Here is a 16,023-nt window from a genome sequence, read left to right on the forward strand (position 1 = left end):
CTGTAATAATGTCAATACAAATTTACTTCCAGATCGTCCTTTACTTCGCAATTTACTTATTAGAACCTGCCTTATTTTTTGCACAGAATCAGAGCTAACTCAATCAATAGCACAGCGAAAACAATTACAATCATCGCCACAGTACTAAACGTGGAAGTACTTCCAAAATGCTCTACAGCCTTAACATGCAAAGCAATAGCAGAATTAGCTGGAATAGTTATCTCTACTTTCCCACCATTTACAGTAACTGTGCTAGAGCATTTACGTGAAGCATATACGTTACAATACTCACCATCAGGCAAATCAGTTTTATAACTCACATTTTTAGGCTTATCAGTATTGTTAATCGCCAAGAATCCCTTGTTTCCGCGACTAAAAGCAATGTTATTATCGTTGTCATCCTGCCATTGAGTCACCTTCGTGCCCTTAACAGCATTGTAGAATCCAATCATTCCACGAATCGAAGTCCAACGCTGAGTGCACTGCCACTGAGAATTCTTTCCGCACTTTACATCTGGAATGTTCGTATCAGTTGCACCAGGAGCACCGTCATCGCGCTGAGTGAACTTATATCCAGAATAAATATTTGGTGTTCCATACGGATAAGCAAGCATAAAAGCATTAGCTAACTCGTACTTTGCCCCATCCTTATAAGTGAGAACTCGAGTCGAATTGTCACGCTCAGTATCCCAGTTAGTCACAAAAATAGCTGCTTTCTTATTAGGAATAAGCTGATCTGTAATATGAGACAAATTCTCAATTGAGCCATAGAAATAATTACGCAAGCGATACGAGTATTCAAACTCATCTACTTCACCTGTACCAACATATTGATCTGGCTGAATTTTAGGATCTTGTTCAGGAAAACCAATTGTTTCTTGCATCCACCAAATATTTTCAGGCTTCATTCCAGCAGCTTTAGCAGCAGCTTCTTTTATGCCTTTCACATCTTCAGGACACATATGTTTTGTGGCATCAACTCTAAAGCCCGCAACACCCATTTTCAGCAATTTTGCAAAATAGTTACCAAGAATTTTTTGTACATGAGGCTTAGAAGTATCCAAATCAAGCAAACCAACTAAACGATAATTCCAAACGACTTGCGCATCTTTATATGTGTAAATATCTTTATCTATTTGGTGAAAATCATCTTTTGTGTAACCAGCATCCGGATAGCTTTGATTTGCCGCATCATACTTACTACCGCCAACACCTACAGTATCTTTATTACTATCACCGGTTGTGTGATTAATTACAGCATCAACAACAATTCCAACACCAGCTGCCCTGCAAGTAGTAATCATATTTTTAAACTCGTCTTCAGTGCCAAGCTTTGAATTTAGATTGTAACTAACTGGCTGATAAGAAGTCCACCACGCTTTACCTTTAATATGATCCTGCGGCGGCGAAACCTGTACATAACTCACACCCTCAGGACCATAAGTTCGCTTACACTCTTTTGCAATACTTTTCCAATTTTGCTGAAAAGCAGTAACAATCACACCTTTTGACGGAAGACCGTCTGTTGATTTAGTTGAAGCAAATGCCGAAGAGTTTGGAACAATAGCAAAAATACACATTAATACTGTTGCTACAGCAGCAATTGCAGCAATTGCAGTAAAAGAGCACATTACATTGCGCTTGTAATTATTGATTAATTCGCAAGCATAATTACTTCTTTTACGCTCACTTACTTGCAATCGTGCACTGTGGATCATCGTTGTTCCTTTCACATCACGTACAGCACTTTCATTGTGCGAGAATACTTTTATTATTATACGCTTATTGTTTATGTACGAGACATTAAAATATAAAATAAAAACGTCGCCTAGCAAGCTAAGCGACGTCGTGCACGTGCCCCCGGTGAGACTCGAACTCACACTGCACAGATTTTGAGGCTGTTTCCTCTACCAATTGGGATACAGGGGCATTTTTAATTTTCCGCATTTTTTTGCGACTTGTTGACTATAGCACACTTTAAGCCACATGCAAATAGTTAAAGCGTTTTGCGCGTGTCGCAAATCAACAATATTGATCATACATAACATAATGCGCGCAAACTGCAAAACAGCTAGCGCGCATTATGCAAACTATACTACTGCGCAAATGCACTTAAACTAGAAGAACTAGCGTATTAGTACAAGAACGCAGAATCAAGCAATTAGTCGCAAGCACCGACGGTGTGAACGTAGATGGAGTCAGTGCGACCAGCCTGGCGTTCACCCTGAGCAGTGCTCAAGATAACAATCTGATCACCATCGGAAACCTTACCGGCTTCGCGAAGAACCTTGTCAGTGAAGATCATCAAATCGTGACGATTCATGTCATGGTAATCTTCATCAATCAAGAAGCCTTCAGTACCCCAGCTCAAAGCCAACCAACGATAAGTGTGCTCATTGTTAGTCAAGCCGTAGATTGGAGCGGTTGGGCGTTCACGAGAAATGCGATGAACTGTGCGACCAGTCTGAGTGTAGGCAACAATAGCCTTAGCATTAAGCTTATCTGCCAAATCAACAGCTGCAGAAGAAACTGCACCGGTGCTAGACATGTCAAGCTCAACAGCAGGAATGCGATCATAGCCGTGCTCAGTAGCATACTGAGAAATACGAGACATAGTCTTAACGGTAACATCTGGATACTTGCCAACAGCAGTTTCGTTAGAAGTCATTGTTGCGTCAGCACCGTCGAGAACAGCGTTAGCACAGTCAGAAGCTTCTGCACGGGTTGGAACTGGAGAGTTAACCATTGTGCCAAGAACTTCAGTAGCAACGATAACTGGCTTTGCATAGCGACGAGAAAGCTCAATGCAGCGCTTGGTGACAAGTGGAACCTCTTCGAGAGGCATTTCCACAGCCATATCACCACGTGCAACCATAATGCCATCGAAGGTCTTAACAATCTCTTCCAAGTTTTCAACAGCCTGTGGCTTTTCAATCTTGGCGACGATTGGAATGCGACGACCTTCTTCGTCCATGATTTCGTGAGCGCGATCAATATCGGTAGCGAAACGCACGAAGGACATAGCAATAATGTCAGCACCAGTGCGAATAGCCCAACGAAGATCAGCCTCATCCTTTTCAGTCAAAGCTGGGAGGGAAACTGCAACGCCTGGGAGGTTAATGCCCTTGTGGCTGGAAACTGGACCAGCAACAATAACCTTAGTGTGAACGTCGTTGCCTTCTACCTTAGTTACCTCAAGGCGAACCTTACCATCATCGATAAGAATTGGGTCGCCTGCGTGGCAATCTCCTGGCAAGCCCTTAAAGGTTGTAGAAGTGCGGTGCTCGTCACCTTCAACATCATCAGTAGTGATGATGAACTCCTGACCTTCTTCCAAATAAACCTTATCTTCGCCTTCAGCGTTCTTCTTGAACCATCCACAGCGAATCTTTGGACCTTGCAAATCAACAAGAGCAGCAACATTGCGGCCAGTGGACTTGGAAGCTGCACGAACGTTGTTGTAAACGCGCAAATGATCTTCAGGAGTGCCGTGAGAACGGTTCAAACGAGCAACATCCATACCAGCTTCAACAAGCTTGGTAATACCTTCCAAGGATTCGGTAGCTGGACCAATAGTATCAACGATTTTGGCTTTACGCATAATGCCTACCTATTTTCTATTTCTGTTTATTTTTTTATGAGCGATTTAATGATAAAACCATAAAACGCCCAATTCCGCTTTCTAGTGTATCAACGTATTGTGACCGCTTATTGTATTTATTCGGCGTTTTGTGAACGCTCACAAAAAATACTCAAGGAATACCTATTTACTACGATTAAACACGACTAGATACGCTCTCTTATTAATCGCGTTTAGCTTGCGATTAGCCTCGATTAGCGCACTATATAGCTAACACTAGCTAGCGCAAATGCCTAGCATGCTTACGATTTACACCAGCCAGACTACTTTGCAACCTGCTTATTCTGCACAAGCTCAGCCTAAAGCAGCCACACACTAAACCTTTTATCAACAAAAGCTGTAGATTTAAAATGTGTTATTTTATTCCTTAAATAATTCTGAATGCGTACCAAGCCTGTATAACATCAAAACAAGAATTTCATTTTTAATTTCATAAACTAAAAGCCAATCGGGTTCAATATGACATTCTCTTGTTCCGCTATATTTTCCAGTCAGACCGTGATCACAATATTTAGCTTCTAGTACACCACCGTTAGCTAAAACATCAATTACTTTTAAAAGATTATCCGTATTTTTATTTTGCTTCTTAGCTAATTTAAGGTTTTTTTGAATTGATTCGTGAATTTTACTTCATATTTCATAAATCAAGAGCCACCTTAAGATCTCCCATATTCCGATAACCCTTTACACTAGGATCAGACACAATCCGTCTACCTTCCTCAATAGCAGCAATCGTTGTATCATTTGGAACCTCTAATTTAAGAGAAAATGGAATCCCGTTCTCACGAATAGTTGTTCGCAAAAATATGTTAATCGCTGTTGTCATATTGAGCCCGAGTTCTGAAAAAATCTTATCAGCTTGTTCTTTAATTCCCTTATCTGTTCTAATATTTAAATTCGTAGTAGTCATATACGACACCTCCATCTTCTTTTACTATACGCAAACATTCGTTTACATTCAACATATTGTCATTGCATTGTATATAACTTAAACTAACTAAAGTAATCCAATAATCTTTAATTCACATGATTGAATAAATTAAACTCTCTTACTAATTAAGTAGTTTTAAGCCCAAAATTACAGCATGTTAGAAAAATCAATAAATATTTTGACATACGCGTCAAATATTTTCAGTAGATAAAAGTAATCAATTGCACGAACATTTTTGATTTGCAACGCTCATCAATTTGCAATGCTCATTTATTAGCATCACTTATCAGCCGCATCTATTTGCCGCAACTCTTTCTTTAGATCGCGTATTTCGTCGCGCAATCGCGCTGCAAGCTCGAATTGCAACTGCTCAGCAGCAACATGCATTTGATCGCTCAAATTTTTAATCAGCGACATAATATCGTCTTGCGGCAGCTCAGAAATATTCGCCATACGCTTTTCTTTGCTTTGCCGCCCAAGATTTGGCTCTTTTGGCACTCCATAATGCGAGTTCCCAGCCTTATTAGCATTTCTGTAACCGCCTGCTAGCAAAGTTTGCGTATCAACATCCTCTTTAGCGAGCATGTCGTTAACATCGCTAATCTTCTTTCGCAAAGGCTTAGGATCAATTCCATGAGCCTTGTTATATGCGATTTGCTTTTCACGGCGGCGCTCTGTCTCGCTAATCGCCTTACTCATAGCATCCGTAACAGTATCCGCATACATAAGAACAGTTCCAGAAACGTTACGAGCAGCACGACCAATCGTCTGAATAAGCGAACGGTAAGATCTTAAGAAACCTTCCTTATCTGCATCCAAAATCGCTACAAGCGAAACTTCCGGCAAATCCAAACCCTCACGAAGCAAATTAATGCCAACAATCACATCAATTTTGCCTTCGCGAAGCTCACGCAAAAGCTCCACTCTGCGCAAAGTATCAACATCAGAATGCAAGTACTCAACTTTAATACCAAGCTCCAAAAAGTAATCAGTTAAGTCTTCCGCCATTTTCTTTGTAAGCGTAGTAACAAGCACGCGCTCATCTTTTGCTACTCGCTCCTTGATTTCCGCAAGCAAATCGTCAACCTGGCCTTCAACAGGGCGAACCTCAATCTTAGGATCAAGTAACCCAGTTGGGCGAATAATTTGCTCAACTACGCCATCTGAAAGCCCCAGCTCATAATCTCCAGGCGTTGCAGAAAGATACACAGTTTGACCAATGTGCTCCAAAAATTCTTTCCACTTTAACGGGCGGTTATCCATTGCAGAAGGAAGCCTAAAACCATGCTCCACAAGCGTTCTTTTGCGCGAAGCATCACCTTCATACATAGCTCCAATTTGCGGCACTGTTACATGCGACTCGTCTAAAACTAGCAAAAAGTCATCTGGGAAAAAGTCAAGCAAAGTATGCGGAGGTGTGCCTGCATCGCGTCCGTCAAAATGCCTAGAATAATTTTCCACTCCTGGGCACACACCAACCTGACGCAGCATCTCCAAATCGTACGTAGTTCGCATTTCCAAACGCTGAGCTTCCAGCAATTTATTCTGCTTTTTAAGCTGCGCTACTCTATCGTCACGCTCTTTTTCAATCGCCTCTAACGCGCGTTCCATGCGCTCCGGTCCTGCAATGTAGTGAGATGCTGGGAAAATATGAACACTACTCTCCTGGCGAATTACTTCTCCTGTAAGAGGATGTAACATGGTAATTCTGTCGATTTCGTCACCAAAGAACTCAATTCGCACAGCTAATTCTTCGTACACTGGAATAATCTCAACTGTGTCACCACGCACTCTAAAAGTTCCGCGCGTAAAGGCAATGTCATTGCGTTTGTATTGCATACTCACAAATTGACGCAATAAATCATCTCTCTCAAGTTGCTCGCCAACGCTTAGCATAAGCATTCGCTCGGCATACTCCTCTGGAGTACCGAGTCCATAAATGCAAGAAACAGTAGCCACAACAACGCAATCGCGTCTAGTAAGCAAATTCGCTGTAGCAGCATGACGAAGCCGCTCAACATCGTCGTTAATATTCGAATCTTTTTCAATATACGTGTCTGTTTGCGGAATATACGCTTCCGGCTGATAGTAATCGTAATAAGACACAAAATAGCTCACGGCATTATCTGGCATAAGCTCGCGAAATTCCGCGCAAAGCTGAGCTGCCAAAGTTTTATTCGGCTCAATAATAAGTGTCGGTCGTTGCAAACGCTCAATAAGCCAAGCGGTTGTAGCAGTTTTACCAGTTCCAGTAGCACCCATTAAAACAACGTCGTTTTCTCCGTTTTCAATGCGATTCGCTAACTCTTCGATTGCTTGCGGCTGGTCACCCGAAGGCGCATACGGCGCTTTTACTACAAAAGGCTTGTTTGTGCGCTGAATTTTATTCGACATAATCTTTTACTTCCCCAGTTTCGCAATTTCAGCACTTTTATTGTTTATTTCGCGCAACCATGATTTCAACGTATCGTCAACACTGTTAAGCATAGATTCCATTGGTTTAGTGGAATCAACTACAAAATCCGCCATATCTTTTCGAACTTTACTTGGAAGTTGACTATTTATGCGCGCTAAAGCCTGACTCTCAGTCATGTTCCGCTCGCTTATCATTCGCTTAACGCGAATTTCTTGAGGCGCTTCAACAGTAATAATATGATCAAAACTAAATGGAATGCTGTCGATTACTTGCGCAAGAAGTGGAATGTCGTGCACAATAACCGAGCTTACGCTGCTTACCTCATTGCGATTTTCTTTAGCATTGCAATTTTCCTTAGAAATTTTACTAATATACTCGCTTTCTAAAAGCTTTGCGCAATCATAAATAGCAGGATGAATTATAGACTCAATCTTACTTAATGCTTGCTTACGTTCATAGCCATCTCCAAAAATATGCTCTGCAATAAACGCACGATTTAAAGAACCATCATTCTTAACAGCATTTTCCCCAAAAATACCTACTATTTGTTGCAATACTGCGCTTCCCGGTTCCACTACTTTACGCGCTAAAACATCGTAATCAATAACAAACGCACCAAGCAAACGCAAATGGTTTACTACAGTAGATTTTCCGGCTGCAATTCCGCCTGTTACCGCAATCCGCATTATTGTCATATATAAATTATAAGTAATGCCCCAGTAAATAATTACCAGGGCATTGTTATTAAAAGAAAACAAATGGTTAATCTTGTAATTCTGCACCATCAGCATCTTTATGCCACTTAGTCCCAGGCTTTGAGCAAAGAATGCAAATTCCTTCAACACATGACCATATAATCGAAATACCTGCAAGCAAACCAATAGAAAGAACAGAAATCAACAATTGGGCAATAGCCTTGCCTTTAAAACCAAGGTAGAAATTGTGAATCCCTAAACCACCTACAAAAATCGCTAAAAGACCGGCAGCAAGCTTATGTCGAGAACTTACTAAAGTAGCATTATTCGCTGAATTATTCCCATCGTATGAAGGGAACTGAGCATTCTTCTGATTGTTATCAAATGTACTCATAATTTTCACCAATCCTTTTAATAACTTAATTAATGCTTTAACAAAATCATATAATCGTGCTTCTTAAAAGAAAATTTGTTGTACTCACATTTAATTACAGAATATAAATTATAAAATCAGAGTATTTAGAGCACATTGTGATAATCGCAATGAACAAAATGCCCTGATGATTACTCACCAGGGCATTTCGTTCATACGCTTTTAGTAGAAAACTACTTCTTTTCGCTTAAAAGCTGTTCGCGCAAAGCTGCGAGCTGATCAGAATCAGCTAAAGCACCTTCACTAGTTGTTTCAGAAGAATAGTTGGAAGCAACTTCTTCCTTCTTTTCTTCCTTAGCTGGCTTCTTTTCAGCTTCTTCTTGCTGACCGTCAGCAGCAGCAGATTCTGCTGCAGCTGCAAGTTCCTTAGCAGCGAAAGCCTTGTGCTCTTCCCAAAGCTCGTGAGCTGCAGCATACTGAGCTTCCCACTCTTCGCGCTGCTGCTCGTAACCAGCCATCCACTCGTTAGTGTTTGGATCGAAGCCTTCTGGGTACTTGTAGTTGCCTTCAGCATCGTACTCAGCTGGCATACCGTAAAGAGCTGGATCGAAATCTTCAGAATTTGGATCAACAGCCTCATTAGCCTGCTTCAAGGAGAGGGAAATACGACGGCGATCAAGATCAACATCAATAACCTTGACGAATACGTCTTCATTTGCCTTAACAACAGTTTCTGGATTCTCTACGTGACGGTTTGCAAGCTCAGAAATGTGAACCAAGCCCTCAATGCCATCTTCAACGGAGATAAACACGCCGAACTGAACGATCTTGGTGACCTTACCCTTAACAACCTGTCCAGGAACATGAGTGCGAGCGAAGCGCTGCCATGGATCTTCCTGAGTTGCCTTAAGGGAAAGGGAAATACGTTCGCGATCGAGATCAACGTCGAGAACCTCAACGGTAACCTTATCGCCAACCTTAACAACCTCAGATGGGTGATCGATATGCTTCCAAGAAAGCTCAGAAACGTGAATGAGACCGTCAACACCGCCGAGATCAACGAATGCACCGAAGTTTACGATAGAAGACACAACGCCTTCACGAATCTGACCCTTCTTAAGCTGCGAGAGGAAGGTCTCACGAACTTCAGACTGAGTTTCCTCGAGGAACTGACGACGAGAAAGCACAACATTGTTGCGGTTCTTATCGAGCTCAAGAATCTTAGCCTTAATCTTCTGACCAATGTATGGAGAAAGATCGCGAACGCGACGCATTTCAACCAAGGATGCTGGTAAGAAGCCACGCAAACCGATATCTACGATCAAGCCGCCCTTAACAGCCTCAATAACGGTACCTTCAACGATGCCGTCTGCATCCTTAATCTTCTCGATGTCACCCCAAGCACGCTCATACTGTGCACGCTTCTTGGAGAGAATAAGACGTCCTTCCTTGTCTTCCTTAGTGACAACAAGGGCTTCAATGGTGTCGCCAACCTCGACAACATCATCTGGATCAACGTCTTTTTTGATGGAAAGTTCACGGGAAGGAATTACACCTTCAGTCTTGTAGCCGATGTCCAGCAATACTTCGTCGTGATCAATCTTTACGACGGTACCTTCAACTAAATCACCATCATCAAAATTCTTGATGGTTGAATCGACTGCCTTGATGAAGTCTTCTTCGGTGCCAATATCATTAATCGCAACCTTGGCGACTTCGTTATTATTCTCTGCCATTAGTTATTAGTGGTTTCTTCTTGGGGTGGATATTACTCGATATTTAATTATGTATTTACGTTACGCATGTATGCCATGCACACGCTTTGTCGATTTTATATACAGGCATAGCCAAAATTTACGTTTTACTTCGGGCGTGTCGCATTTTATTTGCAATTAACTGCTCGCTCAGCCATATCTACAACATTCGCCAGCAACATAGCTCGAGTCATCGGACCTACTCCACCAGGATTCGGAGAATACGCTCCAGCAATTTCGCGACAAGCTGAATCAACATCACCTTTTACGCGGTATCTACCAGCTTCTTCATCAAAAACACGAGATACGCCTACATCAACAAGAACAGCACCAGGTTTAATATCTTCTGGCTTAACAAAACCAGCACAACCCATTGCGGCAATTATTACATCAGAACGACGCATAATCTCCTGCACATTCCGAGTATGTGTATGGCACAACGTAACAGTTGCATCTACTCCCCTGCGGGTTAAAAGAAGGCCAATAGTACGTCCAACCGTAATGCCACGACCAAGCACACAAACTTCCTTACCAGAAAGTTCAATACCGTACTCATCAAGCAAAGCTAAAATTCCACGCGGCGTGCACGGCAAAGGTGTTGTAATATTACCGGAAATATGCGTAACAAGTTCACCCAAATTATACGGATGCATTCCATCACAATCTTTTGCAGGATTAATAGAAGAAATAACTTTTTGAACATCAATTCCTTTTGGCAATGGCAGTTGCACAATAAATCCAGTACAAAGAGGGTCATTATTTAATTTCTGTAAAGCAGCAAGAATCTCATCTTCACTAGCATCTTCTGGCAGATCGCAACGAATAGAATTAATCCCCACTTCTTCGCAATCACGATGCTTACCAGCAACATATTTCAACGAACCAGGATCACTACCTACAAGCAACGTACCCAAACCTGGATTAATGCCTTTTTTATGTAAAATAGCAACGCGCGCTGCCAAATCTTTTTTAATTTTACTAGCTAAAGCTTTACCATCTAACACAATAGCCATAAAAAATTTCCTCCCAACTCGCACAATTCGTAAGGATAGGCTATCGTGAAGTATAGAAGATATGGGTCGACTAACAATTTTGCGTGCGCCGACGCACCATTATCACGGGAGGAGTCACAGTGATGCGTACCGTTCTTTGTGCAGTAAAGAAGTTTGGAAAAACTGCCATAACATGCCTTATTGCTTCTGCAGTAATACTTGGATTTGCAGCTTGTGGAAAAACTGAGGAAAAACCAAAAGAAAAACCAAAAGCTGCAACAAATATTTCTGTTGTATCCACTGTTGACACCTGGGGTAGCTTAGCTCAAGAGATCGGTGGCTCTGACGTCAAAGTTGAATCAGTTATGACTGGCTCAGATACAGACATATCGTCGTTTAAACCTAGCTCAAAAGATTTAAAAAATATGCAGAATGCACAAGTATTAGTTACAAATGGTGCAGGCTACGATGATTGGGCAAACAAAGTACACCCAGCTAAAGCTGAAGTGCTTAGTGCAGCAGGTACTGTAGGAGCACTTAACGGAGACAATCCATATCTTTGGTTTTCTCACGATGCTAGGGACGCAATGGCATCTGCCATGGCTGACACCTTCTCCAAAGTTTTGCCATCAAAAAAACAAGCTTTTTCTAAGCGACTAGCACAATGGCAGGAAAAGGAAAAGAAATTAACCACCTACTTAAGTGATTTCTCTAAAGAAAATGGTAACGCAAAGTATGCTTCTACATCTCCTATTCTTTTCTGGCTAATGTCTGATGCCAATTTGAAAGATAGCTCACCTAAAGAATATGCTGACGCACTAAATAACAATAATGAACCAGAACATTCAAGCGTTGAGGAGTTTCAGAAGCTTATTGAAGGTCGCAAAATCGATGTGTTGATTAGCGATAGCCAACAAGGAAACGATGTTCTAAACTTGCTAAACGGAATCGCAGGACGCAGCTATACGTCCACAGTGCGAGTAAGCGAACTTATGCCAAAATACGCAGATCAGCTTGATAAATGGATTATGAAGATTTGTGACGACCTACATAATGCTGTAAAAGCAACAAAGGATATGCGTAAAGACATTGATGACAAAGAGCCTCAGAAAAAGCCAATCACTGAGAAGCCACACGTAGCAAAGAATACCGATCCTAAAAATTCTAACCAAGGTCAACAAGATCCAGGTAAGTAAATTTAGGTGAATCTGTTAAAATAAAAAATCCTTGCATTTTGTAAATGCAAGGATTTTTTATTATCTGTTTTAAGCAAGAACAAAAGCAAAACATACAATAAATACGTAAGCAAATATATAAGCAAAAGCCCTTCTAACTCGCCAATATACCAACGTTTAGAAGGGCTTAAAATAATATGAACAATTAATATCTATTTATTTTGCATAACGCAAATCACTTTTTCTTAGATTTCTTATTACGCTCTTCTAACAGCGCTAAAGTTCGCGATGCAGGCTCTTCTGGAGCTACAGTATGGTGATTTTCATCGCCTTTTTGAGGCTCCTTGTATCCAAGATTCACATCTAAAAGTCGCTCCGCCTCAATCTCATCAATCTTTTCAGACAAAGCAATTTCGGAAATTAAAATACTGCGAGCGCGAGCAAGCATTCGCTTTTCTCCTGCAGACAAACCATGCTCATCAACATCTCGCTGAGATAAATCACGAACTACTTCAGCAATATTGTTAACATCGCCAGTAGCAATCTTCTCTACATTAAGCTTGTAGCGTCTAGACCAATTCATTTCTTTTTCAACTATTGGAGTACGCAAAATCTCAAAAACTTTTGCAACTTCTTGCGCTCCAACAATGTCTCGCACGCCAACTTTTTTAACATTATCGACAGGTACGTTAATTTCTAAACCATCAGATGATAACACTACCAATCGTAAATATTGACGAGTTACACCTTTTACGGTGCGCTCACTAATTTCTTCAACACGAGCCGCACCATGACGAGGATAGACGACCATATCGCCGACTTGATATTCCACAGAACCCTCCGTATGCACAGAAAAACTCATAACAGTTTCCCATAAGGTCACGACTTGAAAAAATTTTCATATTTTTTTCACAATAGCGCGAAACACACGCGACTTACAGCAATAAAGCATGTATGATAGTCAGCATGAGTACAGTTACTAACATCAATGAAGATGCAGTCGCAGTCCCAGTCCGACAGGACGTATTAGCTGCGGTGAGCAATGCAGAATATTACAATCCACATGAGGTTCTCGGAGGTCACCTTGGAACTGGCAAAGGTGCCGACACTGTAACCGTCCGCGTATTGCGCCCTATGGCAAAGAGAGTTGTTATTCTTACTAAGAACGGTGAATACGAAGCTAAACACGAATATAACGGCATCTTTACAGCTGTTATTCCTGCAGTAAAGCACACAAAAACAAAGTCTTGGTCTGTTCCTAGTTATCGCGTTTACACTGTGGAAATAGACGGTTCTGAATCCACAGATGACGATCCTTATCGTTATTTGCCTCAAGTTGGCGAACTTGACATGTACTTATTTGGAGAAGGTCGTCATGAACGTCTTTGGGAAGCATTAGGCGCACATGTCAAAACAATAACAGATTCATGGGGGCTTATATCTCCTGAAACTGGAAAGATGGTAAAGAAAGTTACTGGTACTGCTTTCTCAGTGTGGGCACCAAATGCTCGTGCAGTACGCGTAGTTGGTAACTTTAATTACTGGAATGGTCGTCGCCACGCTATGCGCTCGCTCGGCTCTTCTGGCATTTGGGAACTTTTTATTCCAGGAGTTACAGCGGGCGAAGTATATAAATACGAAATTCTTACGCAATCTGGTAATTGGATTATGAAAGCCGATCCGATGGAGCGCTCTCATGAAGTTCCACCAAACACAGGATCTGTTGTTGTTGATTCTGAGTTTAAGTGGCACGATACCGATTGGATGAATAAGCGCGCAAAAACAGACGCTCACAACGGTCCAATAAGCATTTACGAAGTGCAAGCTAACAGCTGGAATCGCGATCTGGGTAATTATCGCGAACTTGCTGATCATTTAGTTGATTATGTGCAAAGAGAAGGCTTTACTCACGTCGAGTTCATGCCGCTGACGCAATATCCATTCTCTGGGTCTTGGGGATATCAGGTAACAGGTTATTATGCAGTCGATTCTCGCCTTGGCTCCCCTGATGACTTTAAGTACTTGATAGATAAACTCCATAAAGCAGGTATTGGCGTCGTTATGGATTGGGTTCCAGCTCACTTCCCTAAGGATGACTTTGCACTCGGTCGTTTTGATGGCACAGCATTGTATGAGGATCCTGATCCTATGCGAGGCGAGCATCCTGATTGGGGTACTTACATCTTCAACTTTGGTCGTCATGAAGTTCGTAACTTCTTGGTTGCTAATGCTTGCTTCTGGCTTGACGAATACCATGTTGACGCGTTGCGCGTTGACGCAGTTTCTTCAATGCTTTACTTGGATTACAGCCGTGAAGCAGGACAGTGGAGACCAAACATCTACGGCGGACGCGAAAATCTTGAAGCAATTGACTTCATTAAGGAAGCAAACGCAACTGCATACAAGAATAATCCTGGCATCATGATGATTGCTGAGGAATCCACTGCTTACCAAGGCGTAACTGCACCAACCGATATGGGCGGCTTAGGATTCGGTTTGAAGTGGAATATGGGCTGGATGCACGACACTTTGCAATACCTTAAAGAAGAACCAATTAACCGTCGTTGGCATCATAACGAAATTACATTCTCAATGGTTTATGCATACTCTGAGCATTATGTGTTGCCATTAAGCCACGATGAAGTTGTGTACGGTAAGGGTTCGTTACTTGGAAAGATGCCAGGCGACGAATGGCAACAATTCGCAGGATTACGCGCATTGCTTGCATACCAGTGGTCTCATCCAGGAAAGAATCTTCTGTTCATGGGTGGAGAAATTGGACAATCCAGCGAATGGAATTTCAATACTTCGCTTAACTGGAATGAGCTGCAATGGCCGTTCCATCAAGGTGTGCAAAAGCTTGTTGCAGATTTGAATACTCTGTATAAGAGCTCTCGTGCATTCTGGAGTCAAGACTTTACTCCTGATGGTTTCCAGTGGCTTACAAGCGACGATTCCGATCACAATACTTTAAGCTACATGCGTATTGGCGACGACGGAGAAGAAATCGTTGTAGTAGTAAACTTCTCAGGTCAAGCTTGGCAAGACTATCAGGTTGCGCTACCAAAAGGTGGACAGTGGGAAGAGATACTCACAACTGATGATGCAAAGTATTGCGGATCTAATATTCACAACGGCACATTCACTGCTGCTGCTGAAGAGTATCATTCTCGACCATACTCTGCAAGAATCACTGTTCCAGCGTTAGGTGCGGTATTCTTGAAACCAGTACAACACTGAAAGGTCTTTTTAAAATATGCTAAACGCTCCATCAGCTAGCGTAAATGCTCGTACGATTCTCGTTGTTGAGGATGAGCCAGATCTTGCTACAGCAATTGCACAACGCATTACTGCACAAGGCTGGAGAGCAAGAGTCGCTGCAGATGGAGCGTCTGCTGTTAGAGCTGCTGAACAACTAAAACCCGATCTCATAATTATGGATGTTATGCTTCCTATTATGGATGGGATTGAAGCAACTCGACGAATTATCTCCAAAATGCCTGTTCCTATCCTCATGTTAACAGCACGCGATGCAGAAGCCGATAAAATTGTTGGCTTAAGCGCAGGCGCAGATGATTACATGACTAAACCATTTTCGCCACGTGAGTTAATTGCTCGTTGCGCAGCATTGCTGAGACGCGTAGAACGCGCATCGCAAATAGCAAAGACAATGGAACATGAACGAACAATTAATTTTGGGTCACTTATTATTAGACCTCGTCAAAGACTTGTAACTTTAAACGACAAAGAGGTACATTTTACACCAACTGAGTTTGACTTGCTCGCTACTCTAGCTCGTCATCCTCATACCGTATTTAAGCGTGAAGAGTTACTTGAAGAGGTGTGGGATTGGCCAGATGCCTCTGGAACTCGCACAGTGGACTCGCACATTAAGTCTTTAAGGCATAAAATTGGATCGGAATGGATTCGTACTGTACACGGAATAGGATACGCATTCGAGCCACCTATTAGTGATTACGACAAAGTTCTGCAATCACAAGTTTCATAAATAGTTATAACTTTCATAAATAGTAAATAGTTACAACA

Annotated in this window: 13 protein-coding genes and 1 tRNA gene; 3 read left to right on the forward strand and 11 right to left on the reverse strand. The window is 41.8% G+C overall.

Going from position 1 to position 16,023, the window contains the following annotated elements; genetic code table 11:
- Positions 1-71: 71 nt before the first annotated feature.
- From HXT26_RS03330 to HXT26_RS03375, 10 genes are all read right to left on the reverse strand, one after another.
- Positions 72-1,631 (reverse strand): alpha-amylase, encoded by a 1,560-nt coding sequence (locus tag HXT26_RS03330; RefSeq protein ID WP_410294546.1) that lies wholly within the window; start codon positions 1,629-1,631, stop codon positions 72-74.
- 224 nt (positions 1,632-1,855) lie between these two features.
- A tRNA-Leu gene (locus HXT26_RS03335) sits at positions 1,856-1,929 on the reverse strand.
- A gap of 232 nt (positions 1,930-2,161) precedes the next feature.
- Positions 2,162-3,601: a pyruvate kinase gene (pyk, locus tag HXT26_RS03340; protein ID WP_004107046.1), complete on the reverse strand. Its 1,440-nt coding sequence runs from the start codon at positions 3,599-3,601 to the stop codon at positions 2,162-2,164.
- Between the two features lie 399 nt (positions 3,602-4,000).
- A complete protein-coding gene (locus tag HXT26_RS03345; RefSeq protein ID WP_219619725.1) occupies positions 4,001-4,264 on the reverse strand; it encodes a type II toxin-antitoxin system YafQ family toxin in 264 nt (87 codons plus the stop codon).
- A gap of 13 nt (positions 4,265-4,277) precedes the next feature.
- Positions 4,278-4,550, reverse strand: coding sequence for a type II toxin-antitoxin system RelB/DinJ family antitoxin (locus tag HXT26_RS03350; RefSeq protein WP_101885994.1), 273 nt, complete (start codon positions 4,548-4,550; stop codon positions 4,278-4,280).
- Between the two features lie 300 nt (positions 4,551-4,850).
- The gene (gene uvrB, locus HXT26_RS03355) at positions 4,851-6,965 is read right to left on the reverse strand and encodes an excinuclease ABC subunit UvrB (protein WP_116442674.1); all 2,115 of its coding nucleotides are present in this window, start codon (positions 6,963-6,965) and stop codon (positions 4,851-4,853) included.
- Between the two features lie 6 nt (positions 6,966-6,971).
- Entirely contained in the window at positions 6,972-7,682 is a 711-nt protein-coding gene (gene coaE / locus HXT26_RS03360; RefSeq protein WP_032835422.1) for a dephospho-CoA kinase, read from the reverse strand.
- Between the two features lie 67 nt (positions 7,683-7,749).
- A complete protein-coding gene (locus HXT26_RS03365; protein ID WP_004119289.1) occupies positions 7,750-8,076 on the reverse strand; it encodes a TM2 domain-containing protein in 327 nt (108 codons plus the stop codon).
- Positions 8,077-8,288: 212 nt separating this feature from the next.
- Positions 8,289-9,791, reverse strand: a complete 1,503-nt coding sequence (rpsA, locus tag HXT26_RS03370) for a 30S ribosomal protein S1 (RefSeq protein ID WP_004107061.1) — start codon at positions 9,789-9,791, stop codon at positions 8,289-8,291.
- Positions 9,792-9,937: 146 nt separating this feature from the next.
- Entirely contained in the window at positions 9,938-10,822 is an 885-nt protein-coding gene (locus HXT26_RS03375) for a bifunctional methylenetetrahydrofolate dehydrogenase/methenyltetrahydrofolate cyclohydrolase (RefSeq protein ID WP_174191543.1), read from the reverse strand.
- 122 nt (positions 10,823-10,944) lie between these two features.
- On the opposite strand from HXT26_RS03375, the gene HXT26_RS03380 reads away from it, so the two are divergent.
- Positions 10,945-11,997, forward strand: coding sequence for a metal ABC transporter solute-binding protein, Zn/Mn family (locus tag HXT26_RS03380; RefSeq protein WP_004119288.1), 1,053 nt, complete (start codon positions 10,945-10,947; stop codon positions 11,995-11,997).
- 214 nt (positions 11,998-12,211) lie between these two features.
- Here HXT26_RS03380 and HXT26_RS03385 read toward each other — a convergent pair whose 3' ends face one another.
- On the reverse strand, positions 12,212-12,808 hold the full coding sequence (locus tag HXT26_RS03385; RefSeq protein WP_180946758.1) for a CarD family transcriptional regulator: 597 nt from the start codon (positions 12,806-12,808) through the stop codon (positions 12,212-12,214).
- Between the two features lie 134 nt (positions 12,809-12,942).
- Between HXT26_RS03385 and glgB the strand changes: the two genes are divergently transcribed.
- Together glgB and HXT26_RS03395 are read left to right on the forward strand one after the other, a co-directional pair.
- Entirely contained in the window at positions 12,943-15,216 is a 2,274-nt protein-coding gene (gene glgB, locus HXT26_RS03390) for a 1,4-alpha-glucan branching protein GlgB (RefSeq protein ID WP_004119841.1), read from the forward strand.
- A gap of 16 nt (positions 15,217-15,232) precedes the next feature.
- Entirely contained in the window at positions 15,233-15,985 is a 753-nt protein-coding gene (locus tag HXT26_RS03395) for a response regulator transcription factor (RefSeq protein WP_004107076.1), read from the forward strand.
- The last annotated feature ends 38 nt before the right edge of the window (positions 15,986-16,023 follow it).

Origin of the sequence: Gardnerella sp. DNF00497B (assembly GCF_049262725.1) — a bacterium.
Classification (GTDB): Bacteria; Actinomycetota; Actinomycetes; order Actinomycetales; family Bifidobacteriaceae; genus Bifidobacterium; species Bifidobacterium leopoldii.